The organism is Pseudonocardia sp. TMWB2A (assembly GCF_017312135.1).
Genome location: NZ_QKQY01000002.1, coordinates 1662092 through 1684704 on the forward strand (window position 1 = coordinate 1662092; position 22613 = coordinate 1684704).

30 protein-coding genes are annotated in these 22613 nt (G+C 74.2%); 13 read left to right on the forward strand and 17 right to left on the reverse strand.

Annotated features, from left to right (window positions below):
- Nucleotides 1–43: 43 nt before the first annotated feature.
- Complete coding sequence (mca, locus tag DMP17_RS22285) at nucleotides 44–994, reverse strand: mycothiol conjugate amidase Mca (RefSeq protein WP_373324079.1); 951 nt, start codon at nucleotides 992–994, stop codon at nucleotides 44–46.
- 473 nt (nucleotides 995–1467) lie between these two features.
- Between mca and greA the strand changes: the two genes are divergently transcribed.
- Nucleotides 1468–1956 (forward strand): transcription elongation factor GreA, encoded by a 489-nt coding sequence (gene greA, locus DMP17_RS22290; protein ID WP_174525543.1) that lies wholly within the window; start codon nucleotides 1468–1470, stop codon nucleotides 1954–1956.
- A 114-nt stretch (nucleotides 1957–2070) separates the two neighbouring features.
- Here greA and ilvA read toward each other — a convergent pair whose 3' ends face one another.
- Nucleotides 2071–3294 (reverse strand): threonine ammonia-lyase, encoded by a 1224-nt coding sequence (gene ilvA / locus DMP17_RS22295; protein WP_337830485.1) that lies wholly within the window; start codon nucleotides 3292–3294, stop codon nucleotides 2071–2073.
- Nucleotides 3295–3385: 91 nt separating this feature from the next.
- Between ilvA and DMP17_RS22300 the strand changes: the two genes are divergently transcribed.
- The gene (locus DMP17_RS22300; RefSeq protein WP_073577681.1) at nucleotides 3386–3613 is read left to right on the forward strand and encodes a hypothetical protein; all 228 of its coding nucleotides are present in this window, start codon (nucleotides 3386–3388) and stop codon (nucleotides 3611–3613) included.
- A gap of 15 nt (nucleotides 3614–3628) precedes the next feature.
- Here the strand turns inward: DMP17_RS22300 and DMP17_RS22305 are convergent, their stop codons facing one another.
- From DMP17_RS22305 to DMP17_RS22315, 3 genes are read right to left on the reverse strand one after another with little or no spacing between them, the layout of a single operon-like run.
- A complete protein-coding gene (locus DMP17_RS22305; protein ID WP_226355238.1) occupies nucleotides 3629–4774 on the reverse strand; it encodes a cystathionine gamma-synthase in 1146 nt (381 codons plus the stop codon).
- 38 nt (nucleotides 4775–4812) lie between these two features.
- Entirely contained in the window at nucleotides 4813–6183 is a 1371-nt protein-coding gene (locus DMP17_RS22310) for a cystathionine beta-synthase (protein WP_226355237.1), read from the reverse strand.
- A gap of 19 nt (nucleotides 6184–6202) precedes the next feature.
- Entirely contained in the window at nucleotides 6203–6664 is a 462-nt protein-coding gene (locus DMP17_RS22315; protein ID WP_337830486.1) for a pyridoxamine 5'-phosphate oxidase family protein, read from the reverse strand.
- Nucleotides 6665–6776: 112 nt separating this feature from the next.
- Between DMP17_RS22315 and DMP17_RS22320 the strand changes: the two genes are divergently transcribed.
- Nucleotides 6777–7997 carry an acetyl-CoA C-acetyltransferase gene (locus DMP17_RS22320; protein ID WP_337830487.1) on the forward strand — a complete coding sequence of 407 codons (1221 nt, stop codon included), beginning with the start codon at nucleotides 6777–6779 and terminating at the stop codon, nucleotides 7995–7997.
- A gap of 63 nt (nucleotides 7998–8060) precedes the next feature.
- On the opposite strand, the gene DMP17_RS22325 is transcribed toward DMP17_RS22320, so the two are convergent.
- From DMP17_RS22325 to DMP17_RS22335, 3 genes are all read right to left on the reverse strand, one after another.
- Nucleotides 8061–8504 carry a hypothetical protein gene (locus tag DMP17_RS22325; protein ID WP_226355234.1) on the reverse strand — a complete coding sequence of 148 codons (444 nt, stop codon included), beginning with the start codon at nucleotides 8502–8504 and terminating at the stop codon, nucleotides 8061–8063.
- 146 nt (nucleotides 8505–8650) lie between these two features.
- Nucleotides 8651–9472 (reverse strand): Bax inhibitor-1/YccA family protein, encoded by an 822-nt coding sequence (locus tag DMP17_RS22330; protein ID WP_226355233.1) that lies wholly within the window; start codon nucleotides 9470–9472, stop codon nucleotides 8651–8653.
- Between the two features lie 156 nt (nucleotides 9473–9628).
- Complete coding sequence (locus tag DMP17_RS22335; protein ID WP_226355232.1) at nucleotides 9629–9919, reverse strand: hypothetical protein; 291 nt, start codon at nucleotides 9917–9919, stop codon at nucleotides 9629–9631.
- 190 nt (nucleotides 9920–10109) lie between these two features.
- Here DMP17_RS22335 and DMP17_RS22340 point away from each other — a divergent pair, with 190 nt between their 5' ends.
- A complete protein-coding gene (locus DMP17_RS22340) occupies nucleotides 10110–10334 on the forward strand; it encodes a hypothetical protein (RefSeq protein WP_062400338.1) in 225 nt (74 codons plus the stop codon).
- A 26-nt stretch (nucleotides 10335–10360) separates the two neighbouring features.
- Here the strand turns inward: DMP17_RS22340 and DMP17_RS22345 are convergent, their stop codons facing one another.
- Nucleotides 10361–10576 carry a hypothetical protein gene (locus tag DMP17_RS22345; RefSeq protein ID WP_208818814.1) on the reverse strand — a complete coding sequence of 72 codons (216 nt, stop codon included), beginning with the start codon at nucleotides 10574–10576 and terminating at the stop codon, nucleotides 10361–10363.
- 254 nt (nucleotides 10577–10830) lie between these two features.
- Between DMP17_RS22345 and DMP17_RS22350 the strand changes: the two genes are divergently transcribed.
- Nucleotides 10831–11076 carry a DUF397 domain-containing protein gene (locus DMP17_RS22350; RefSeq protein WP_062400334.1) on the forward strand — a complete coding sequence of 82 codons (246 nt, stop codon included), beginning with the start codon at nucleotides 10831–10833 and terminating at the stop codon, nucleotides 11074–11076.
- A 7-nt stretch (nucleotides 11077–11083) separates the two neighbouring features.
- Here DMP17_RS22350 and DMP17_RS22355 read toward each other — a convergent pair whose 3' ends face one another.
- On the reverse strand, nucleotides 11084–12133 hold the full coding sequence (locus DMP17_RS22355) for an NAD(P)H-dependent flavin oxidoreductase (protein ID WP_337830488.1): 1050 nt from the start codon (nucleotides 12131–12133) through the stop codon (nucleotides 11084–11086).
- A 102-nt stretch (nucleotides 12134–12235) separates the two neighbouring features.
- On the opposite strand from DMP17_RS22355, the gene prcB reads away from it, so the two are divergent.
- A complete protein-coding gene (gene prcB, locus DMP17_RS22360; RefSeq protein WP_337830489.1) occupies nucleotides 12236–13027 on the forward strand; it encodes a proteasome subunit beta in 792 nt (263 codons plus the stop codon).
- Between the two features lie 9 nt (nucleotides 13028–13036).
- On the opposite strand, the gene DMP17_RS22365 is transcribed toward prcB, so the two are convergent.
- Nucleotides 13037–13594, reverse strand: a complete 558-nt coding sequence (locus DMP17_RS22365) for a GrpB family protein (RefSeq protein WP_226355227.1) — start codon at nucleotides 13592–13594, stop codon at nucleotides 13037–13039.
- A 29-nt stretch (nucleotides 13595–13623) separates the two neighbouring features.
- On the opposite strand from DMP17_RS22365, the gene DMP17_RS22370 reads away from it, so the two are divergent.
- Nucleotides 13624–13977 (forward strand): bleomycin resistance protein, encoded by a 354-nt coding sequence (locus DMP17_RS22370; RefSeq protein WP_226355226.1) that lies wholly within the window; start codon nucleotides 13624–13626, stop codon nucleotides 13975–13977.
- Between the two features lie 57 nt (nucleotides 13978–14034).
- The gene (locus tag DMP17_RS22375) at nucleotides 14035–14529 is read left to right on the forward strand and encodes a hypothetical protein (RefSeq protein WP_337830490.1); all 495 of its coding nucleotides are present in this window, start codon (nucleotides 14035–14037) and stop codon (nucleotides 14527–14529) included.
- A 67-nt stretch (nucleotides 14530–14596) separates the two neighbouring features.
- Here DMP17_RS22375 and DMP17_RS22380 read toward each other — a convergent pair whose 3' ends face one another.
- A complete protein-coding gene (locus tag DMP17_RS22380; protein ID WP_226355224.1) occupies nucleotides 14597–15214 on the reverse strand; it encodes a GyrI-like domain-containing protein in 618 nt (205 codons plus the stop codon).
- A gap of 45 nt (nucleotides 15215–15259) precedes the next feature.
- Between DMP17_RS22380 and DMP17_RS22385 the strand changes: the two genes are divergently transcribed.
- Both DMP17_RS22385 and DMP17_RS22390 read left to right on the forward strand, forming a co-directional pair.
- Nucleotides 15260–15793, forward strand: a complete 534-nt coding sequence (locus tag DMP17_RS22385) for a putative immunity protein (protein WP_337830491.1) — start codon at nucleotides 15260–15262, stop codon at nucleotides 15791–15793.
- A 29-nt stretch (nucleotides 15794–15822) separates the two neighbouring features.
- Nucleotides 15823–16107 carry a putative quinol monooxygenase gene (locus DMP17_RS22390; protein WP_208818807.1) on the forward strand — a complete coding sequence of 95 codons (285 nt, stop codon included), beginning with the start codon at nucleotides 15823–15825 and terminating at the stop codon, nucleotides 16105–16107.
- A 62-nt stretch (nucleotides 16108–16169) separates the two neighbouring features.
- On the opposite strand, the gene DMP17_RS22395 is transcribed toward DMP17_RS22390, so the two are convergent.
- Nucleotides 16170–16634 (reverse strand): MarR family winged helix-turn-helix transcriptional regulator, encoded by a 465-nt coding sequence (locus DMP17_RS22395; protein WP_337830492.1) that lies wholly within the window; start codon nucleotides 16632–16634, stop codon nucleotides 16170–16172.
- An 82-nt stretch (nucleotides 16635–16716) separates the two neighbouring features.
- On the opposite strand from DMP17_RS22395, the gene DMP17_RS22400 reads away from it, so the two are divergent.
- Complete coding sequence (locus tag DMP17_RS22400) at nucleotides 16717–17916, forward strand: FAD-dependent monooxygenase (protein WP_337830493.1); 1200 nt, start codon at nucleotides 16717–16719, stop codon at nucleotides 17914–17916.
- A 6-nt stretch (nucleotides 17917–17922) separates the two neighbouring features.
- Here DMP17_RS22400 and DMP17_RS22405 read toward each other — a convergent pair whose 3' ends face one another.
- The 3 genes from DMP17_RS22405 to DMP17_RS22415 form a co-directional block, all read right to left on the reverse strand.
- On the reverse strand, nucleotides 17923–18507 hold the full coding sequence (locus DMP17_RS22405; RefSeq protein WP_337830494.1) for a cadmium resistance transporter: 585 nt from the start codon (nucleotides 18505–18507) through the stop codon (nucleotides 17923–17925).
- 83 nt (nucleotides 18508–18590) lie between these two features.
- Nucleotides 18591–19145: a dihydrofolate reductase family protein gene (locus DMP17_RS22410; RefSeq protein ID WP_337830495.1), complete on the reverse strand. Its 555-nt coding sequence runs from the start codon at nucleotides 19143–19145 to the stop codon at nucleotides 18591–18593.
- A 5-nt stretch (nucleotides 19146–19150) separates the two neighbouring features.
- Nucleotides 19151–19789 (reverse strand): dihydrofolate reductase family protein, encoded by a 639-nt coding sequence (locus tag DMP17_RS22415; protein WP_337830496.1) that lies wholly within the window; start codon nucleotides 19787–19789, stop codon nucleotides 19151–19153.
- Nucleotides 19790–19968: 179 nt separating this feature from the next.
- Between DMP17_RS22415 and DMP17_RS22420 the strand changes: the two genes are divergently transcribed.
- Together DMP17_RS22420 and DMP17_RS22425 are read left to right on the forward strand one after the other, a co-directional pair.
- On the forward strand, nucleotides 19969–20736 hold the full coding sequence (locus tag DMP17_RS22420) for a maleylpyruvate isomerase family mycothiol-dependent enzyme (RefSeq protein WP_337830497.1): 768 nt from the start codon (nucleotides 19969–19971) through the stop codon (nucleotides 20734–20736).
- A gap of 79 nt (nucleotides 20737–20815) precedes the next feature.
- Nucleotides 20816–21571, forward strand: coding sequence for a class I SAM-dependent methyltransferase (locus tag DMP17_RS22425; RefSeq protein WP_337830498.1), 756 nt, complete (start codon nucleotides 20816–20818; stop codon nucleotides 21569–21571).
- A 238-nt stretch (nucleotides 21572–21809) separates the two neighbouring features.
- Here the strand turns inward: DMP17_RS22425 and DMP17_RS22430 are convergent, their stop codons facing one another.
- Nucleotides 21810–22610: a methylenetetrahydrofolate reductase gene (locus DMP17_RS22430; protein WP_226367236.1), complete on the reverse strand. Its 801-nt coding sequence runs from the start codon at nucleotides 22608–22610 to the stop codon at nucleotides 21810–21812.
- Between the last annotated feature and the right edge of the window lie 3 nt (nucleotides 22611–22613).

A 22613-nucleotide genomic window follows, 5' to 3' on the forward strand; every position in this document is an offset into this window, starting at 1 on the left:
GGGAGGGGCCGGTGACCAGGCTACCCGCGGAGCCCGCGCGCCCTCATCCGGCGCGACGGCGCTCCCCGCCGACCTCGACGGGGATGCCGGCGAACAGGTCGTCCTCCGGGACCTCGGTGTCGACCAGGGACTGGACCAGCTCGTAGTCCTCGGTGGGCCACACCCGGGCCTGCACCTCGAGCGGGGTGAAGAAGAACCTGCTGTCCGGGTCGATCTGGGTGGCGTGTGCGCGCAGCGCGTCGTCGCGCCGGCCGAACCAGTCCGAGCACGGGACCTTGGTGGTCACCCGGGTGCCGGGGTCGGGCCGGTCGCTCTTCCAGTTCTCCAGCCACTCCGCGTACGGCGACTCCTGGCCGGACTCGACGATCGCGTTGTGGAAGGCCTCCAGCCGGGCCTTGGAGAAGCCGTGGCCGTAGTAGAGCTTCATCGGCTGCCACGGGGCCCCGGCCTCGGGGAAGCGTGCCGGGTCGCCCGCGGCCTCCCAGGCCGCCATTGAGATGACGTGGGTGCGGATGTGGTCCGGGTGCGGGTACCCGCCGTTCTCGTCGTAGGTGACGATCACGTGCGGGCGGAACTCGCGGATGACCTTCACCAGCGCCGCGGTCTGCTCCTCGACGTCACCCAGGGCGAAGCAGCCCTCGGGCAGCGGGGGCTTCGGGTCGCCCTCGGGCAGGCCGGAGTCGACGAAGCCGAGCCAGACGTGCTGCACGCCGAGGATCTCGGCGGCGCGGGCCATCTCGGCGTTGCGGACCGCGGTCATGTTCTCCAGGACGTCCGGCCGGTCCATCGCGGGGTTCAGGATGCTGCCCCGCTCACCGCCGGTGCAGGTCACGACCATGACCTCGTGACCCTCGTCGACGTACCGGGCGGTGGTCGCCGCGCCCTTCGACGACTCGTCGTCGGGGTGGGCGTGCACCGTCATCAACCGGGGACGCTCGCCGGGCGCAGGCGGCTGGACCGGGCGCGGGGCGGACGGGGTGTACTGCGTAGCCATCGGGGCGGGTTCCTCCACGGTCACCGGACTCGGGTCCCGCACCGGTGGTCTGCCGGCGGCGGGCGGCGAGGTCGTGCTCAGGGACGATCCTGGCAGAGGGGACCGACAGGAACCGCGCCGAGCACGGGCTCCGGCATCGGCAACGCCGTCACCCGCACCATCTGTTCCCGCCGGGGCGCCTGTCTGCGACGGACGGTTGACGCCGACGCGACCGGGGCGGCGGCGTGGGCGTCGACAACCCCGTTACCTGCGAATATTCCTCGACAGGGAACTATCCGGCACGCGCGCCCGTTCACCGAAAGGCTGCGATGAGCGGCACGCTCCGTGGTAAGGTGAGCCCCACACGACCCGCAGGCGGGTCGTGTTTTTCCTTACTCGGGGCGTGCCGCTCGGAGCCGCCACCCCCGTGTGCCCGCCGGGCGCCAGGCGTCCCGGCGGTGACACGTCCTGTTTTCCTGGAGGAGTTGATGACGGTGACGGACACCCAGGCCACCTGGCTGACCCAGGACGCCTACGACCGGCTGAAGGCCGAGCTGGACGGGTTGATCGAGAACCGGCCCGTCATCGCCGCGGAGATCAACGCCCGCCGCGAGGAGGGCGACCTCAAGGAGAACGGCGGCTACCACGCGGCGCGCGAGGAGCAGGGCCAGCAGGAGGCCCGGATCCGTCAGCTGCAGGAGCTGCTGCGCACCGCCCAGGTCGGCACCGCGCCGTCCAGCTCCGACGAGGCCTCCCCCGGGACCGTCCTCGAGATCCGCTACGAGGACGACGACGAGACCGAGAAGGTCCTGCTCGGCTCCCGCGAGGAGGGCAGCCACGGCGACCTGCAGGTCATCTCCCCGAACTCCCCGCTCGGCGCGGCGCTGCTCGGCGCGAAGCCGGGTGACACCCGCGAGTACCAGCTGCCCGACGGCGGAACCATGAAGGTGACGCTGGTGTCGGTGGAGGCCTTCACCGGCTGACCCACGACCACCCGCGGGACGGGCCCGGCCGGTCGGCCGGGCCCGTTCGCGTGTCGGAGCCGGTCGGAGCCGGTCTCCGAACGGGTCAGGGCGGTCGCAGCGGGCCAGGGCGGGTCAGGGCGTGGCGACGGCGTGCCCGGCCTCGCGCAGGTCGGCGACGATCACGTCGCGGTGCTCGGGCCCCCGCGTCTCCACACTGAGCTCGACGTCGACCTCCCCCACCGCGAGCGCGCCGCTGATCCGCGAGTGCGCGACGTCGGTGACGTTGGCCCCGAGCCGACCGACCCGGGCAAGGAGCTCTGCGAGCGCGCCGGGGCGGTCGGGCATCCGCAGGTGCAGGGTGAGGTAGCGGGACGAGGCGACCAGCCCGTGCCGGATGACCTGCAGCAGCACGAGCGGGTCGACGTTGCCGCCGGACAGCACGCACACGACCGGTCCCGGCCAGCGGTCGGGCTGCTCCATCAGTGCGGCGACGGACGCGGCACCGGCCGGCTCGACGAGCATCTTCGCCCGTTCCAGGCAGTGCAGCAGCGCCGCGGACAACGCGTCCTCCGACACCGTGACCATCTCGTCGATCAGGCTGCTGACCTGCGCGAACGTCACGTCGCCCGGGCGTCCGACGGCGATCCCGTCGGCCATCGTGCGCATCCCGCCGACCGGCATCGGCTCACCCGCCGCCAGCGACGACGGCCAGGCCGCGGCACCCGCGGCCTGCACCCCGACGATCCGGATGTCCGGGCGGGCGGCGCGCAGGACCGCCGCGGTCCCGCCGAGCAGCCCACCGCCGCCCGCGGAGATCAGCACGGTGCCGGCGTCGGGGACCTGGTCGAGGATCTCGCAGCCGACGGTGCCCTGACCGGCGATGATGTCGGGGTGGTCGAAGGGGTGCACGAACACCGCACCCGACCGTTCGGCGGCCGCGGTGGCGGCCGTGACGGCCTCGTCGACGGTGCGGCCGGTGAGCACGACCTCGGCGCCGTAGCCGCGGGTCGCGTCGACCTTGGGCAGCGCCGCCCGCTCGGGCATGTACACGGTGGCGCGCACGCCCAGCAGCCGTGCGGCGAGCGCGACGCCCTGGGCGTGGTTGCCCGCCGACGCCGCGACGACGCCGCCTGCGCGCTCGTCGTCGGAGAGGCGGGCGATGCGGGTGTAGGCACCGCGGATCTTGAACGAGCCGGTGCGCTGCAGGTTCTCGCACTTCAGCCGGACCGGGGTACCGGTCAGGTCGGACAGGGCGCGGGCACCGGCGACGGGCGTGGTGCGCACGACGCCGGAGAGCAGTTCGCGGGCGGAGAGCACGTCGTCGGCGGTGACCGGGGGGATGACGGGGGCGGCCATCCCGGCAGTCTCGCACCGCCCCGGGTAACCTCGCCGATGTCTCACCGGGCGTGACGTCTCCTGCGCGCCCGGTGTCGGGAGGGACTCGCGAATGACGCGTCTGCGCACGACAGCACCGCTGCTGCTGGCCGCCGGACTGGCCGCGCTCGCGGTGGCGACCGTGCATGACGCGGGCTGCGCCGACCCGGGCCGCTACGAGGCCCGCGGCGACGGCACGTGGTCGCTGGTCGGCGGCTGCGTGGACCCGGGTGACCTGGTCATCCCGCCGCCGCCGGTGGTCCAGCCCCCCGCGCCGTCGCCGGAGCAGTCGCGCAGCTGAGCCCGCCCGGCGCCGCTACCGGACCGCGTCGAGCGCGGCCCGCAGGTCGTCGAGCAGGTCGTCGGCGTCCTCGATGCCGACCGACAGCCGGACCAGCGAGTCCGGCACCTCGAGCATCGACCCCGCGGTCGAGGCGTGGGTCATCTCGCCCGGGTGCTCGATCAGCGACTCGACCCCGCCGAGCGACTCGGCGAGGGTGAACAGCCGGGTGCCCGCGCAGATCTTCAGCGCCGCGTCGCGCCCGCCCGCGGCGAGGAACGACACCATCCCGCCGAACCGGCGCATCTGCTTGGCCGCGACCTCGTGGCCGGGGTGCCCGGGCAGGCCCGGGTAGAGCACCGAGGCCACCGCGGGGTGCGCGGAGAGCATCTCGGCGACGCGCTCGGCGTTGTCGCAGTGGCGCTCCATGCGCACCGCGAGGGTCTTCGCGCCGCGCAGGGTCAGCCACGCGTCGAACGGGCCGGGCACCGAGCCGGTGGAGTTCTGGACGAACGCGATCTGCTCGGACAGCGCGTCGTCGTCGGTGACCAGTGCACCGCCGACGACGTCGGAGTGGCCGCCGACGTACTTGGTCGTGGAGTGCACGACGACGTCGGCGCCCAGCGCCAGCGGCGTCTGCAGGTACGGCGAGGCGAAGGTGTTGTCGACGACGAGCCGCGCGCCCGCCTCGTGCGCCACCCCGGCCAGCGCCGCGATGTCGGCGATGCCGAGCAGCGGGTTGGTCGGGGTCTCGCACCACACGACCCTGGTCGTGGGCCGCAGCGCCGCGCGCAGGGCGTCGTGGTCGGCGAGGTCGACCGGGGTGTGCTCGACGCCGAACCCGGACAGCACCTTGTCGACCAGCCGGAACGTGCCGCCGTAGGCGTCGTGCGGGATGACCAGGTGGTCACCGGGCTTGAGCAGGATCCGCAGCAGCGTGTCCGTCGCCCCCATCCCCGAGCCGAACGCGTGCGCGTGCCGGCCGCCCTCCAGGGCGGCGAGCTGGTCCTGCAGCACGGTCCGGGTCGGGTTGGCGCTGCGGGAGTACTCGTACCCCCCGCGGGTACCGCCGACGCCGTCCTGGGCGTAGGTCGAGCTGGTGTGGATCGACGTCGTCACCGCGCCGGTCGTCGGGTCCGGGACCTGGCCGGCGTGGATCGCGCGCGTGGAGAAGCCCTGCATGGGCGCCGAGGCTACTCCCGGCGCCCATGCGGGCCGGATCAGGCGTTGCCGCCGAGGAAGGCGATCACGTCGGACCGGGTGACGACGCCCGCGGGCTTGCCGTCCTCCAGCACCAGCGCGGCGTCGGCCTTGGCGAAGGCCTCCATCGCGTCCTGCACCGACTCACCGGCGCCGAGGGTCGGCAGCGGCTCGGACATGTGGTCCTCGAGCCGGTCCGAGAGCTTGGCCCGCCCGGTGAACAGCGCGTCGAGCAGGTCGCGCTCGCTGACAGACCCGGCGACCTCGGCCGCCATGACCGGCGGCTCCGCCTTGACCACCGGCATCTGGGAGACACCGAACTCGCGCAGGTAGAGCGCGGCGTCGGCGACGGTCTCGTTGGGGTGGGCGTGCACCAGCGCGGGCAGCGCGCCGTCCTTGCGCCGCAGCACGTCGCCGATGGTCGCGCCCTGCGACGGCGGGAGGAAGCCGTAGCTGGCCATCCAGCGGTCGTTGAAGACCTTGCCGAGGTAGCCGCGGCCACCGTCGGGCAGCAGCACGACGACCACCGCGTCCGCGGGCAGCGTCGCGGCCACCCGCAGGGCGGCGACGGTCGCCATCCCGCAGGAACCGCCGACGAGCAGCGCCTCCTCGCGGGCGAGGCGGCGGGTCATCTCGAACGAGTCGGCGTCGGAGACGGCGACGATCTCGTCGCAGACGTCGCGGTCGTAGGTGGTCGGCCAGAAGTCCTCGCCGACGCCCTCGACCAGGTAGGGGCGCCCGGTGCCGCCGGAGTAGACCGAGCCCTCCGGGTCGGCGCCGATGATCCGCACGGCGCCGTCCGACTTCTCCTTGAGGTACCGCCCGATGCCCGAGATGGTGCCGCCGGTGCCGATCCCCGCCACGAAGTGGGTGATCCGGCCCTCGGTCTGCTCCCAGATCTCCGGGCCGGTCGAGTGGTAGTGCGACTCGGGGTTGGCCGGGTTCGCGTACTGGTTGGGCTTCCAGGCGCCCTCGATCTCGCGGACCAGCCGGTCGGAGGTCTGGTAGTAGGAGTCGGGGTGGTCGGGCTCGACCGCCGTCGGGCACACCACGACCTCGGCGCCGTAGGCCTTGAGGACGTTGCGCTTGTCCTCCCCGACCTTGTCCGGGCACACGAACACGCACTGGTAGCCCTTGCGCTGGGCGACCATCGCCAGCCCGACCCCGGTGTTGCCCGAGGTCGGCTCGACGATCGTGCCGCCCGGGCGCAGCTCACCGGAGGCCTCGGCGGCCTCGACCATCCGCAGGGCGATGCGGTCCTTCACCGATCCACCGGGGTTCAGGTACTCGACCTTGGCCAGGACCGGCGGGGCGATGCCCGCGGCCGTCGCTCCCAGCCGGACGAGGGGCGTGTTCCCGACCAGGTCGACGACGTGCTCGACGTAGCGCATGCACGCATCCTCGCACCGCTCACTCGCGCGAGACCTCGTGCATCCCGCCACCGGGGGTCCACCAGCGCACCACGAGACGGTTCCGCTCGTCGTTCAGCCCGGTCCAGACGACCTCGGTGAGATCGACGCGGAACGCGTCCCCGGTGACCGGCCCGGACAGCGGGCCCTGCAGCACCGCCCGGCCCGACACCTTCAGGTCGCCGTCCCCGAGGTCCCCGCCGGACTGGTCGGCCGGTGCGGCGTGCAGCGCGAACCGCGGGTCCCGCCGCAGGTCGGAGCCCTTGCGGGCGCCCGGCATCGACCCGAAGGAGAGCTCGGTGTCACCGCTGGCGTCGTCCAGGACCACCTCGATCCCGGAGACGCGCGGTGACCCGTCGGCGCGCAGCGTCGCGATCACGAGCGCGATCCCCCGCCGCAGGATCCGCTCGGACAGGTCGGCGAACGCGGGCTCGGCCCGCCGGAAGTCTCCCCACGACGTCATGGACCAGAGCATGCCGCGGACCCCTGACGGTTTCGTCACGCCGTCTCCCGATCATCGGTTACCGACGAGTAGGGTCGGTTCGAGAGGTACCTGCGATGGAGGAGGACGTCCCATGCCCGAAGCCGTGATCGTCGCCGCGGCCCGGTCCCCGATCGGCCGCGCCAACAAGGGCTCCCTGGCCGGGATGCGCCCGGACGACCTGACCGTACAGATGGTCCGCGCCGCCCTGGGCCAGGTCCCGCAGCTGGACCCGGCCGAGATCGACGACCTGATGCTCGGCTGCGGCCTGCCCGGTGGGGAGCAGGGCAACAACCTGGCCCGGATCGTCGCGATCCAGCTCGGCTACGACTCGCTGCCCGGCACCACCATCACCCGGTACTGCTCGTCGTCGCTGCAGACGACCCGGATGGCGCTGCACGCGATCAAGGCCGGTGAGGGCGACGTGTTCGTCTCCGCCGGTGTCGAGACCGTCTCCCGCTTCTCCCGCGGCACGTCGGACTCCTGGCCGGACACGCACAACCCGCTGTTCGCCGACGCCGAGGCCCGCACCGCCGGGACCGCGGAGAAGGGCGCCGAGAGCTGGACCGACCCGCGTGACCAGAGCCTCCTGCCGGACGCCTACATCTCCATGGGGCAGACCGCGGAGAACCTGGCGCGGTACAAGGACGTGTCCCGCGAGGACATGGACCGCTTCGCGGTGCAGTCGCAGAACCGCGCCGAGAAGGCCATCGCCGACGGCTTCTTCGCGCGCGAGATCACCCCGGTGACGCTGCCCGACGGCACGGTCGTCGACACCGACGACGGCCCCCGCCCCGGCACCACCTACGACAAGATCTCGCAGCTCAAGCCGGTCTTCCGCCCGGACGGCCGGATCACCGCCGGCAACGCGTGCCCGCTCAACGACGGCGCCGCCGCCCTGGTGATCATGTCCGACACGAAGGCCGAGCAGCTCGGCGTCACGCCGCTGGCCCGGGTCGTCTCGACCGGTGTCACGGGGCTGTCGCCGGAGATCATGGGCTACGGCCCGGTCGAGGCCTCCCAGCAGGCGCTGCACCGCGCCGGGCTCACGATCGACGACATCGACCTGGTCGAGATCAACGAGGCCTTCGCCGCGCAGGTGCTGCCCAGCGCCCGCGACCTGGGCATCGACGAGGCCAAGCTGAACGTGCACGGCGGCGCGATCGCGTTGGGCCACCCGTTCGGCATGTCCGGCGCCCGCATCACGACGACCCTGATGAACGGCCTGCGCAGCACCGGCGGCCGCTACGGGCTCGAGACGATGTGCGTCGGCGGCGGCCAGGGCATGGCGCTGGTGATCGAGAACCTCGCCTGACCCACGGCGTCCCACGAACGGGCCGGTCCGCCTCGTGCGGGCCGGCCCGTCGGCGTCACGGGGTCAGGCCGCGTGGCCGGGCGGGTCGATGCGCACGCCGGTGGCCTCGATCTCGGCCTCGGTCCGCAGCCGCGCGAGCTCACGCTCGGCGTCGAGCGCGCCCTGGGTCCCGCCCGCCTCGACGTGGGCGCGCAGCGGCGGGTCCTCGACGCCGACTGCCCGGCAGACGTCGAGCAGGACGTCGTCGTAGGCGGCCAGCAGCGCCAGGCGCCGGACGCGGGTGGCCGGTTGCGGCCCGCGGCGCAGCCGGTCGAGGCGGCGCAGGTCGGCGACGAGCCGTTCCAGAGGCGGCCCGATCGGGCGCGGCGGCGCCGGGCGGCGGTGCCGCGCGGCGACCCAGCGCACCAGACGGGGCAGGCGCACCAGCAGCCCCACCAGCACCGCGGGCCCGAACGCGATCCCCAGGAGGATGGCGATCCCGGTGACGACCGGGTCGTTCCCGGGCACGACACCGACGCTACGACTCCCGGCCCCGCCGGACCACCCCCGGACACGACGACGCCGCGGACACCGGAGGTGTCCGCGGCGCGCGCGACCGGAGGGGGCGATTCCGGCCGCACCCGGCCCTCACGGGCCGGGTCGTGGGTGACCGGTCAGTCCTGGCGCAGGTAGCTCAGCAGGCGCAGGATCTCGATGTAGAGCCAGACGATGGTGGTCATGAGCCCGAACGCGAGGTACCAAGAGTACTTCGCCGGGACACCGGCCTTGACCGCGTTGTCCGCGGCGTCGAAGTCGAGCAGCAGGCTGAACGCCGCCACACCGATCACGACGATGCTGAACAGGATGGCCAGCGGGCCGCCGTCGCGGAGGCCGAAGCCACCCTCCATGAAGAAGCTCGCGACCAGGTTGGCCAGCATGAGGACGACGACGCCGATCAGCGCGCCCATCATCCACTTGGTGAACCGCGGGGTGACCCGGACGGCACCGGTCTTGTAGACGACCAGCATCCCGAAGAACACACCGGCGGTGCCGATCACGGCCTGGACGCCGATGCCCCGGAGGTTCGGGTCCATCTGCATGAACCCGGTGATGCCGCCGAGGGCGACACCCATCGAGCCGGAGTAGAGCAGCGTCAGGACGGCGCTGGGCTTCTGCCTGAAGATGACGATCAGGGACACGACGAACCCGACGATGAACGCGGGCAGCGCCAGGATGTAGAGCCCCGACAGCACGGTCAGGGTGCCCGCGACCAGAGCCAGGGCAGCGCTGATGGCGGTCTTCTGGACGACGTCGTCGACCGTGATCGGCCGGCCCGTGTCCTGGGTGGCCTGGGTCGGGTCGACGTAGGACGACTGGGAGCCGGCCATGGCGGCGCCCCCGCCCATCATGCCGCCACCCGAGCGGTCGAACGTGGCGTAACCGCCCTGCTTCTGTGTGGGCAGGTTGCGGAACGCCGGGTTGCTCGTGGAGCGCACCTGGATCCTCCTCGACGGACGTGTGCGGGGCCCACCTCTGGCAGGCCCTCACACGTGTGCAACGCCGAGGGAGCGCCGGGGGTTCCCGCTGGTAAAAGAAAATTTACCGCGTCCGGGGCGTCCGGCGTCAGTCCCGTCTCCCACAACGGGCGATGATCACCGCCCCGGGTGTCTCACCTGCGGGAACGTCGACGTCGGCGGCAGCGGTTCGGCACGCACCGCCGGCATCTCGGGCGTGGTGTCGAAGCGACGGTCGTCGGCGGTGTCGGCACGCCCGTCGGACAGCGGCGCGTCACCGCGCATCTCGGCGCGGATCAACGCGGGCCAGCGTCCGACCGAGCCGAGCGCGGCCACCGCGGCACGGCGACCTGCGGGGCTGACCAGGGCGGCGACGACGAGCAGCGCGACGGCGACGACCACCACGCTGCCGGAACCCGGAGCGAACACGGGCGAACCTCCTCGCAGAAGCGGGCGCCCGGCCGGGGGCAGCCGGACCCACCCTCACGTCGTACAACGATCCCGTCGCGGGTCGGTCACGGGCCGTCACCTCGCAGCGGGCGCACCCGGGCGGACCACACTACTGTCGGCGCGTCCGGCGACGGCGCCTCCGTCGCCCCAGTGAAAGGACGGTCCGGACATGTGGGCCCTGCTCTCCCGGCACCTGCGCGTATGGCTGCTCCTGGCGGTCGGTGCACCGTTGCTGGCCTGGCTCCTGGGCAAGATCGGCGACGCCGTCGAGCGCCGCCGCGGCCCCAACACCCTCAGCAAGCTGACCCGCTCGGGTCGCCGCTACCTGGAGAGGCGCACCCGGGGACCGCTGCGCCGCCACGAGCAGACCGACCCGGAGCGGCTCGCCCGCTGACAGGTCCCGCTCCGGTACCGGACGACTCAGGCCGGCAGTACCCGGCGCAGGCCCCAGCCGCGCCGGCGGGCGGGGCGCCGCGACGTCTCCTCCGCGGGTGGCGTCGGGTCGAGCTGCACGCAGCGGCCGCACGGGGTCCCGGCGACGTCGATCAGCGGGGCCGGGGACACCAGGTGGCCGCACAGGGCCGCGTACCGGCCGGTCCGCATCGAGTGCGGTGCGCAGAGTTCCGAGTCGGTCACCTTGTGTGCACGACCGTCGAGAACGGACGTCACCGTGAGGACATCGGGCCCGCCGGCCCCGTTCGTCCGTCCGGCGGTCACGACGACATCCACCCGACGGCAGATCCGTGCGTCGACCGGCGCATTCACGGGCCCCCTCAGCGTGTCGGTCGTTCCATCGTCACGGATGACACGTGCGGATGCAAGATCGCTTGCACAGTCTTTCGACACTCTCCGCAGTCAAACGGACGCAGCGGACACATCCGGAGGTCCCCATGTCCCACCCGAACGGCACGCGCGCAGCAGATCTCGGCCCCGTGACGTGGCGCCGCCCGGCCGGCGGGACCGCCGACGGGCAGAACGTGGAGTTCGCCGTCCTGGACGACGGCCAGGTCGCGGTCCGCAACGCCCGCGACCCCGAGGGCCCGGTGCTCGTCTACACCCCGGCCGAGATCTCCGCGTTCGTCGACGGCGCCAAGAAGGGCGAGTTCGACGACATGGTCGACCCCTTCCGCGACTGAGCCGGGCTCAGGGCAGCAGCGGATCCGCCTCGCGCCACAGCCGGGCGACGACCTCGGACGCCGGGTCGGTCGTCGCACGTCCGGCGGCCTGCCCGGCCCAGTGGTTGACCCGGTCGACCGCGCCGGGCTCACCCGCGCGGTAGCGGGCCACCAGGCGTCGCTGGTGGGGGTAGGGCGCCGGGGCCGGGGCGCCCGGCACGGTCCAGGCGCGGACGTAGTCGGTGGCGATGCCGCGGGCCAGCCGGCCGGTGTAGGCGCGGGTGGTCGTCGTGCCGGTGGGGTCCAGGCCGTCGAGCCGGGCGGACCAGCCGTCGTCGATCCCGGCCTCGGGGCTGCGCAGCAGCGCCGTCCCCACCTGCACCGCGCTCGCGCCGAGGGTGAGCGCGGCGGCCAGGGCCCGGCCGTCGCCGATCGCGCCGGCGGCGACCACCGGGACACCGACGGCGTCGGCCACCCACGGGACGAGCGCCAGCAGCCCGACCGAGACGGCCTCGGCGTCGGCGGGGTCGGTGGTCCCGCGGTGCCCGCCGGCCTCCATGCCCTGCACGACGACGGCGTCGGCCCCCGCCCGCTCCGCCGCGAGGGCCTCGGCGCGGGTCGTGACCGTCGCGAACCAGGCGCAGCCCGCACCGTGCACCGCGGCGACCTGCTCGGCCGTGAACAGCCCCATGATCGTCGAGACGGCCGCGGGCCGGGCGGCCAGGACGGCGGCGAGCTGGTCGTCGAACGACGGTCCGGGGCCGCCGGGCGGTGCGGGTGTGCCGCCCAGGGTGTCGAGGTAGGCGGTCTGCAGGCCCACGTCGTCGTCGGCGGGCGGGTCGGGGATCCACAGGTTGAGCTGGAACGGCGCGGTCCCGGCGAGCGCGCGGAAGCGGGCGGCCCAGTCGGCGATCGCCTCCGGGGTGTCGTTCACGACGCCCGCGGCACCCATGCCGCCGGCCGCGGCCACCGCGGCCGCCAGCTCCGGTGGGCAGGCCCCGGCCATCGGGGCCTCCAGGACGGGCACCCGCAGCCCGTGGCGTGTGCAGAAGGACTCGGCCCGGCTCCGTGCGCTCACCGTTGCGAGTGTGCCATTCCACCGCGGGTGGACCGGGGCGCCGCGGACGGGAAGGATCGGCCCCGTCCCCGCCCCGCAGTGCGAAGGAGCCCGCTCCCCCTCATGACCGGACCCTCGTTCCTCGATCAGCTGCGTGCGCACGCCCCCGAGCTGCTGCCCTCGCACCTCCCGCGCGACCCCACCCAGCGGGTCCCCGCCGACCTGGACGTCCCGCACGGCACCACGATCATCGCCCTGACCTGGGCCGACGGCGTGCTGCTCGCCGGTGACCGGCGCGCCACCTCCGGCAACCTGATCGCACAGAAGGACCTGGTGAAGGTCGTCGGCATCGACGACACCTCCGCCGCCGGGTTCGCCGGGTCGGTCGGGCACGCGTTGCAGATGCTGAAAATGTTCGCGGCCGAGGTGGAGCAGTACGAGAAGGTCGAGGGCGCGCCGATCAGCCAGGACGGCAAGGTCCGCAGGCTGTCGAGCATCGTGCGGGAGAACCTGGGCGCGGCGATGCAGGGCTTCGTCGCGCTGCCGCTGTTCGTCGGCTACGACCCGACCGACCCCGACCCGGTCCGCATCGTCACCTACGACCCGACCGGCAGCATCAGGCGCGCCCGGTCCGGCTACGTCGGCATCGGGTCCGGCTCGCAGTTCGCCGAGGCGTCGCTGAAGAAGCGGCACGACCCGGGCGTCGACCGGGCCGGCGCGATCGCGCTCGCGGTCAACGCGCTGTGGGACGCCGCCGACGACGACACCGCCACCGCAGGCCCCGACCTCACCCGGGCGATCTTCCCGAACCTGATCACGGTGACCGCCGACGGCGTCGAGGAGATCGGTGTCGACGAGGTCCGGGCCGCGACCGAGCGGATGCTCGCCGAGCGGGCGGAGCGTCCCGGAGGCTGAGCCGGTGGGTCAGGGCCGGGGCGGGCCGCCGGCCCGGCCGATGATCTCCTCGACGACCGGTCCCTTGGCGTCGGCGTAGAGGTTCATGTCGGCCCACTCCCGTCCGGCGAGGCCGCGCTTGTGCGCCTCGTAGCGCGCCCGCTCCTCGTCGTGGGCGCGGAGCCGGTCCCGGAACACCAGGTAGCGGGTGATCTCCGGGCTGCCCTGCGCGTAGCAGTGCAGGTTCACCGGCAGGTCCCCGACGGCGCCGCGCAGGCAGCGGTGCCCGGGCTCGCAGACCCGCAGGTCGTAGCCGTCGGCGAGCAGGTCGGGCAGGTAGGCCGCCTCGTCGTCGGGATCGTCGAGGGCCACGACGACGTCGATCACCGGCTTCGCCGCGAGCCCCGGCACCGAGGTGGAGCCGATGTGCTCGATCCGGTGGGCCCGCTCCCCCAGCGCCGCCCGCAGCCGGGCCGCCGCCGCGTCGAAGGCCGCGGGCCAGGCCGGGTCGGGCTCGGCGAGCTCGACGACAACCGGACGCATCCCGTGCACGAGTGCCCGGTTCAGCTCGTCGTGGCGTCTGGTCACGGCGGCGAGCATGCGGGCAGACTGCCTCGGTGTCCACGCTGCGCTCGGTCGCCCCGGTCTTCGCCACCACCGATCTCGACCGGTGGCTGGACCACTACCGGGCGCTCGGGTTCACCGTCGAGCGCTACGACGACGGCTACGGCTTCGCCGTCCTCGGCGGCGTCGAGCTGCACGTCTCGGTGCTGCCCGACCACGACCCGGCCCGCACCGCGGGCTGCGCCTACCTGCACGTCGACGACGCCGACGCGCTCCACACCCGCTGGTCCGCCGTGGCCGGCGGCCGCGAGGTGGCGCCGGTCGACACCTCCTACGGGCTGCGCGAGGGCGCGCACCACGACCCGGACAACAACCTGCTGCGCTACGGCTCGCCGCGGCAGGACTGACCGGCTCGCCCCCGCCACGGCGCGCGGGCCGGCCGGCGACCCGGAATGATCCGGGCGGTGCGCCCCTGGTTCCCGCTCCTCGCCGGTTCGGTGTTCTACGCGTTCGCCCTGGTGTGGGCGGCCGGTGAGCTGCCCGAGGACGGGGTGCCGCTGCACTTCGATCCCACGGGCGTGCCGACCGCGTTCGGCAGCCGCGCCTGGTTCCTGACGCTCGGCACGCTGTTCGGGCTGCTCGTCGCCGGGATCGGTGCCGGGCTCTACCGCCTGGTCGCGACGGGCCCGCTGGCGCGGGTGTCGGTGCCGCACCGCGACTACTGGATGCGGCCGCAGCGGGTCGGACGGCTGCGCCACATGCTCGCCGAGGACATGGGCCGGACCTTCGGCGCGACGCTGTTCCTGCTCACCGTGGTCCCGGTGACGGCGGTGTACGCCACCCGCACCGATCCGCCGCGGCTGCCGGTCGGACCGGTCTGGGTGGTGCTGGCGCTGCTCGTCGCCGGGATCGTCGGGTACTGCGTCTACCTGGCGCGCTACCGGTACCGCCCGGCCTGAGCGCCCGTGATCACCGGTTGTGGAGCGCAGCGACCGCCTCGCGAACGCTCCGCTCCACAACCGGTGATCACGCGTCGGCGACGGGCTGGCGCAGGATGGTGCGCAGCTTCTCCGGGGCGGTCCGGCGCGGGTCGCCGAGGTAGATCTCGTGGTGGCGGCCGGTCATGCGCAGCCCGTGCTCCGGGATGAACTCGGTGTGGATGCGGTGCAGGAGCGGGGCCTCGTCGTCGTAGGGGCCGACGTGCAGGGCCTGCACGCAGCGGCCCTCCGACAGCGGCGCGAACCGGACGTCGTCGATCCGTTCCGGCGCCTTCTTCCGCCGGACGGTGGCGACGGCGTCGTCGACCATCGCCTCGGGCACCCAGTCCGGGATCATGATCATCATCGTCCACGACCAGCGGGTCTTGTCCCGGGACAGGGTGAAGGAGTCCATGTCCTCGGCCCACCAGAGCCCCTCCAGGGGCATCACGACGTGGTCGCGCCCGAGCTCGCGCCTGCTGGCGAACTTGCAGGTGTAGGCGACCGGGTACAGCGCCTCGACCGCCGCCGTGTAGACGGGCGTGTTCGGGTCGCCGTGGCCGTCGATCATGAGGAACCGCAGGTCGGGGACGTCGACCAGCTCGGGGGTGTCGCGGCGCGCGGCGTAGCAGGGCAGCTCGCGCTTGAGGTCCACCGTCGTCGGCACGGCCCCATCCTGGCGGAGGTGCGCGCGGTACGGGAAGGTGCTGCGGTGGCACGGATCGGACCGGGGGACGTCACCCTCACCATGGCCGACCTGCGGGTCGTGACCCGGTTCGCCGCGGAGTGCGCCGCCGAGGCCCTCCCCCTGTTCGACGGGCCCGACGACGGCCGCCCCCGCGCGGCGCTCGACGCGGCGTGGGCCTTCGCCGACGGCGCCGAGCGGTCGCGGCTGCAGCGGGTGACCGCCGTCGACGCGGCGCGGGCGGCGAAGGAGGCCCGCACCCCGGCCGGCAGGCACGCCGCTCTGGCCGCCGCCGACGCCGCCGCGTCCGCCTACCTGCACCCGCTGGCGAAGGCCACCCAGGTCGGCCACATCCTGCGGGCGGCCGCGCACGCCGCCCACGCCGTCGAACTGGCCGACGGCGACGCGCCCCGCAGCGGCGACGCGCAGCTCGACCGTGCCCGGCGGCGCGCGACACCGGAGCTGGTCGACGTCCTGGGCCGCTACCCGCGCGCGGCGGCCGGCAGCAGCCGCGTCGCCGCGCTGACCACCGCACTGGACGACGCGCTGCGCGACCGATGAGTCCGGGGCCGCGCGGCGGTCCCTCCTGCATGCTGATCGTCGCGGGCCACCTGCTCACCGACCCTGCCGACCGGGACGCCCTCGTCGCCGAGGGGACGCGGGCGGTCGCGCTCGCGCGCTCGGCCCCGGGCTGCCTGGACTTCGCCCTGACCGCGGACACCCTGGACCCGGCGCGGGTGAACGTCTTCGAGCGCTGGGCGTCGGAGGAGGAGCTGCTCGCGTTCCGCGGCTCCGGGCCGGACGGGGACACCGCGGCCCGGATCCTGGGCGCGGACGTGCGGCGCTACGCCATCTCCTCGGTCGGCGACGCCTGACGCTCACGCGCCGCGGGCGACCCCGGCGGGTGCGGCCTTCGCGATCGCCTCCGGCGTCCGGGTCAGGGCGCGCTCCCGTCGACGGTCGTCGCGAGCCGGCGCAGGAACCGCACGACGACGTCGGCCTCCGCGGGCGACAGGTCCCGGCAGACCTCGTCCATCCGGCGCACGAGCGGGATCCAGGCCTCGAGGTTGGCCCGGCGGGCGGCGTCGGTGGCGGTGATGGCCACCCGTCGCCGGTCGACGCGGTCGCGGACGCGCTCGGCGTGCCCGGCGCGTTCGAGCCGGTCGACCAGCGCCGTCGCGGAGGCCGACCGGATCCCCAGCCGGTTGCCCAGCTCGACCACCCCCATCGGCCCGAACTGGACGAGCAGGCCGACCGCGGTCATGTCGGTGACGTTCTGCCCGGTGGCCTGGGCCGTCCGGCCCGCCAGCTGCTGGGTCGCGGCGACCAGGTCGCGGACCGCGAGGGTCACCTCACCCAGCTCCGAGAGGTCGTCCGGACCCGTCTGCACACGATCGGCCATGCGGGTGAGTACACCACTCGACTTGCCGCCAGTCCATCTAGTCGCTAGTTTCTCTACTTATACGACGACGAGGGAGACCCCGATGAGCCCGCACGCCCTGATCTCCGGAGCCGGTATCGCCGGCCCGGCGCTGGCCCACCAGCTGCACGCCCGCGGCTGGCGCACGACCGTCGTCGAGCGGGCCACCGAGCTCCGCGAGGACGGCCAGAACGTCGACGTCCGCGGCACCGCCCGCGAGGTCGTCCGCCGGATGGGGCTGGAGGAGGAGATCCTCGCCGCCGGCACCCGCGAGGAGGGCACCCGCTTCGTCGACGACGCGGGCCGCCCGGTCGCCGAGTTCGCCGCGGGCCGCGACGACACCCGCGGTCTGACCGCGGAGGCCGAGATCCTGCGCGGCACGCTCGCGCGGCTGCTGCACGACCGCACCCGCACCGGCACGGAGTACCGCTTCGGCGACCGCATCGTCGACGTCCGCCAGGACACCGAGGGGGTCACCGCCACGCTGGAGCGCGGCGGCACGGTCGAGGCCGACGTCCTCGTCGTCGCCGACGGCACCCGGTCCCGCACCCGCGACCTGGTGTTCGACGACGTCGTCCTGGAGGAGCTCGGCCTCTACGCGGCCTACCTGACCATCCCCCGCACGGCCGACGACGACCGCTGGTGGACCGTCCTCAACACCACCGGCTCCCGCGGCGTGAGCCTGCGTCCCGACGACCGCGGCACCACCCGCGCCGCCCTGACCTTCCTCAGCGGGGTGCGCGGGCTGGAGGCGCTCGCCCCGGAGTCCCGGACGGCCGTCCTGCGCCGCACCTTCGCCGACGCGGGCTGGCAGACCTCGCGCGTGCTCGACGCACTCGACGCGCCGTACTACATGGACGCGATCGCCCGGGTGCACGCGCGGAGCTGGAGCGCCGGGCGGGTGGTCCTCCTCGGCGACGCCGCGTGGTCCACCGGGCCGTTCGGCACCGGCACCAGCCTGGCTCTGACCGGCGCCTACGTGCTGGCCGCGGAGCTCGCGGACGGCTCCGACCACCGGTCCGCCCTGGCCCGCTACGAGCAGGTCGTGCGGCCCTTCGCGATGAAGGCCCAGGGTGTCACGGCCACCCAGCTCCGCGCCGCCAACCCGAGCAGCCGACTGGGACTCGCGACCCAGCGGGCGGTGCTGCGGGTGGCCGCGTCGGCGCCGCTGCAGCCGCTGGTGGAGCGGCTGGCCGCACCGCCCGCCGACACGATCACGCTGCCCGCGCGGTACGGGTCGCCGGCGCCGGCCCGCGTGGCCTGACCGGGCTCAGAGCCCGAACGCCCCGCCCTCGACGAGGATCAGCACCCCGACCCCAACGAGGACGACGGGCAGCACCACGTGCCCCCACCGGGCCAGGGCCCGCGCGACCGGCGGCCGTGTCGCGAGGAACCGGCCGAGGGCGCACCACACCCCGACGAGCACGAGGAACACGACGACGTGGGTGACGATCCCGGCCGTCCCCGCGGTGGCGAACAGCGGGACGTAGACGCCGAGGTTGTCGCCGCCGTTCGCGAGGGTCACCAGTGCGACGGTCGCGACGCCGACCCGGCCGCCCCCGGGCCCGGACTCGTCGTCGGGGTCGTGGTGCTCGCGCCACGCCGCCCGGGCGGCGCGCAGGCCGAGCAGCAGCGGCACCAGACCGAGGTAGGGCAGGGCCTGCTCGGGGAGCAGCCCGGCGACCAGCGCACCCGCCACGGAGGCGGCGAGGATCCCGGCGAACCCGAGGTACTGCCCGGCGACGACGGCCGCCACGCCCCGGCGCCCGTCGGCGACCCGGGCGAAGAACAGTGCCAGGACGAGGAGGTCGTCGACGTTGGTGGCCGCGAACACGGCTGCCGCCTGGGCGATCACGGACGGCTCCCGAGTGGCGGCGACGAGGACGGTAGGAGTCTCCGGGACGCCCTGTCCGGTGCCGCGACCGGATCCGGCCCGGGTCAGCGGACGCGCTGGTAGCGCAGGTGCACGGTCCCGCCGTCGAACACGCGCTGCTCGACCAGTCGCAGCCGCAGGTCCGCACCGAGCGGCAGGTACCGCTTCCCGCCGCCGAGGACGACCGGCACCACCCGCGGGCGGAACTCGTCGATCAGGTCCAGCAGCGACGCGGCCAGCCCGGGCCCGCCCACGGCCAGCTCGCCGTCGGTCTCCTCCTTCAGCCGGACCACCTCCGCCCGGGCGTCGGCGCGGCGGACGAGACGGCACCCGGGCGCGACGGAGGTCAGCGAGTCGGAGAACACCACCCGCGGGATCGCGGTGTAGAGCTGCGCGAACTCCGCCTCCACGGGGTGGCCCTCGGCCCGCTCGGGGGCGGTCCAGAAGTCCTCCATGATGTCGTAGAGGTTGCGGCCGAACAGGAACACCGACGTCGCCCGGGTCTGGTCGTTGGACAGCCGGTGCACCTCCTCGTCGGGGTCGCCGAAGGCGATGCTGCCGGTGGGGTCCTCGACGAAGCCGTCGAGGGACATGCTCATGGAGTAGCTGAGGAATCCCACGGGTGTCAGACCTTCCGGTTCCAGAACTGGTGGATGCGCCCGCTCGGCGAGGCGACCGACTCGACGGTGAACCGGTCCTCGACGCCGGTCAGCCCCTCCCACGGCGACACCCCACGCCCCAGCACGATCGGCAGGATCACCACGTGCATGACGTCGACCAGGTCGGCGTCGAGGAACTGCCGGATCGTCGAGGGTCCCCCGCCGAGCCGGACGTCCAGGTCGCCCGCCGCCTCCTGCGCGACCGTCAGCACCTCCTGCGCCGACCCGTCGACGAAGTGGAAGCTCGTCCCGTTCGCGAACTCGATCGGCGGCCGCGGGTGGTGGGTCATGACTAACACCGGGGTGTGGAACGGGGGCTCGTCGTCCCACCAGCCCTGCCAGCCGTCGTCGGTCCAGGGGCCGGTCTGCGGACCGAACTTGCGCCGCCCCATGATCTCGGCGCCGATGCCCTGGGCCCACGTGCTGGTCAGGGCGCGGTCCAGGGTGACGGGGGCGTCCACCCCGCCGATCCCGTGGATGAACCGCCCGTCGAACCCGGCGAAGAGCCGCCCGGCGTCGCCGATCGGGGCGTCGAGGGTCACGTGGTCGCCGGCGGCGTAGCCGTCGAGGGAGATGAACAGGTTGTGCACCCGGGTGCGGGGCATGGGGCCTCCTCGGTGAACGCGCGGACCGCGTCGCGACGGTGGACCGCCGGGGGCGGCGGAACTCATCGGTCGACGCGGGTCCGGCTGCTGGCTAGCGTCGTCCGGGACCGGCTCGTCGTCGAGGGGTGGGGCGCGGTCCGGCACGGGCCGATGCCCGGACGACCGAGAGGGAGCGCATCGTGGACACCGTCGTGGCCGGACTGGCCGAGCAGCACCGCGTCCTCGACGAGCTGATCACCCCGTTGACGCCGGACCGGTGGGACCGGCCGGCCCCGGACTGTCCGGGATGGACGGTCGCCGACGTCGTCCTGCACCTGGCCCAGGCCGACGAGTGGGTGGTGGCCGGACCGACCGAGGGCAACGCGGCCGCGGCGGCCCGGATGGCGGGCGGCCCGCCGGCGCCGGGTGGGACGACCGACGACACGGTGGACCGCATGGTCGCCCACGAGCGCGGGGCCCCGCCGGAGCAGCTGCTGGCCCGCTGGCGCGCGTCGTCCGGCGCGCTCCGGGAGTTCTTCCTCGTCCGGGACCCGCGCGACCGGCTTCCGTGGATCTTCGGCGACCTGCCCGCCCGCACCCTCGCGACGACGCGGATCGTCGAGTGCTGGATCCACACCCGCGACGTCGCGAACGCCCTGGGCACGACCGCGCACGACGGCGACCAGCTCTGGCACGTCGCCCGTCTGGCCTGGCGGACGCTGCCCTTCGTGTCCTCGCAGGCCGGGCGTCCCGCGATCCCGCCCGAGTCGGTACGGCTCGAGCTCACCGCCCCCGACGGCGGCGACACCTGGACCTTCGGTCCCGAGGACGCCCCGACCGCGATCCGCGGGCCCGCACTCGACTTCTGCCTGGTCGCGGCGCGCCGGGTGGAGCCGTCCGCGACGGCGCTGGCCGGGCAGGGGCCGGACGCGGAGGCGGCGCTGTCGGTGGTGCGCACCTGGGGCTGAGGCGCCCCGTCGCCGCGTCCCTTCCGCGTCGACGACACGAGCGCGATGCCGGGCCCGACGGAACGGGAGGTGGTCGACGGTGAGCACGGATCCGTACGCCGTTCTCGGGACCGGCTACGCCCTGCAGCGCCGCACCGACCCGCACATCGACCGCCACATCCGGGAGGCGTTGCGCGGGTGCCGGCGTGTCGTCGACGTCGGTGCGGGCGCCGGTTCCTACGAGCAGCCCGGCACCGTGCTGGCGATCGACCCGTCCGCCACGATGCTCGCCCAGCGACCCGCCGGCGCCGCGCCCGCGGTGCTCGCGTCGGCCGAGGCCCTGCCCGTCCGGGACGACGCGGCCTACGCCGCGCTGGCGGTACTCACCACGCACCACTGGCGGGCCCCGGCGGCGGGCGTCGCCGAGCTCGTGCGCATCGCGCGGCGGCAGGTCGTGCTGACCTGGGACCCGGTCCTGTTCGCACGCACCTTCTGGCTGGTGGCGGACTACCTCCCCGAGATCGGTCACCGTGAACGGCACCTGGCCTGCCTGGACACGGTCACACGGCTTCTCCGGCGGCACGGCGCCACGATCGAGACCGTTCCCGTCCCGGTGCCCGCCGACTGCGTCGACGGCCTGCTCGCGGCGCACTGGAAACGTCCACACGCCTACCTCGACCCCGCCGTCCGAGCCGCGGCCTCGGGACTCGCCGGCCTCCCCCGCGACGTCGTCGGGCCCGCACTGGCCCGACTCTCCGACGACCTCGACACGGGACGGTGGCAGGAACGCCACGCGGACCTCGACGGGCTGGAGCACCTCGACGTGGGCTACCGGCTCATCGTCGCGACGCGGTGAGCGGGCGGCCCGGGGCCCGGCCGACGCTCCCGTGTCACGCGGCGCCCGGGCACGGCGGTTGCCGGCCCTGTCGGCCACCGCATTCCGCCGGGAGGTCGCCGGGTGGCGCACCCTCGTGGGAGACCCGACCGTCGGCACGACGCTCCGGACGCTCGCGGCGGTCGACACCGGCGGCCGGGGGGACACCGACCTGCTCGACCGGGGCCGGCATCGGCGGCCGGGGCCTCGGCCGACGCGGTCACGCGGAAGCCGGGCCGCTCCGGAGCTCGCGTTCGAGCGACGCCGACACCTCACGGAACCGGCTGACGGGGACGAGGTGCACTCCGGCGAACGCTCCCGTGTCACGCAGCGCCCGGATCTGCTCGCACGCCGCGTCGACCCCTGCGGACGGACCGTGCGCGACGCGGTCGACCAGCTCGTCCGGGATCTCGATGTCGGGGATGGACGCCCGCAGCCTCGTCGCCATCCCGGCACTCGCCAGGACCATGACGCCGGCGTAGACGGGCAGGTCGGTCGGGTTGTCCTCGCGCCACCGCAGGAACGCCTCGACCGAGTAGCCGACCTGGACGAACACGAAGTCGGCTCCCTGCTTCCAGGACGCCATCCGGCGACGATGACCGGCGGTCACCCCGAGGCGGAAGGGTGCGATCCCGGCGAACGGCTCCTGGTCGGTGGCCGCACGCGCTTCCTCGATCATGGCCCGCACGGTCAGCTCCCCGGTGCGGGCTCCGACCGACGGCTTGTCACCCTGCACGAACAGGAACTGGTCCACGCCGTAGGCGGCAGCGGTCAGGAGATCGCGGCGGAAGCCGAGCAGGTTGCGGTCGCGGGAGTTCACGCAGGCGATGCTGGTCCCGCCCATGGCCCGGACCTCGTTAGCCACCGCGATGCTCGACACCGTGGCGCGACCGATGTGGTTGTCGGGGATCAGGAACGCATCCGACACCGGGGTCAGGACGCCGATCTGGTGACGGGCGTGCGTCAGGTCGGGCCTGGTCGGCGGCTCGATCTCGCAGATGATGCGGAATCCGTCGGTCACGGT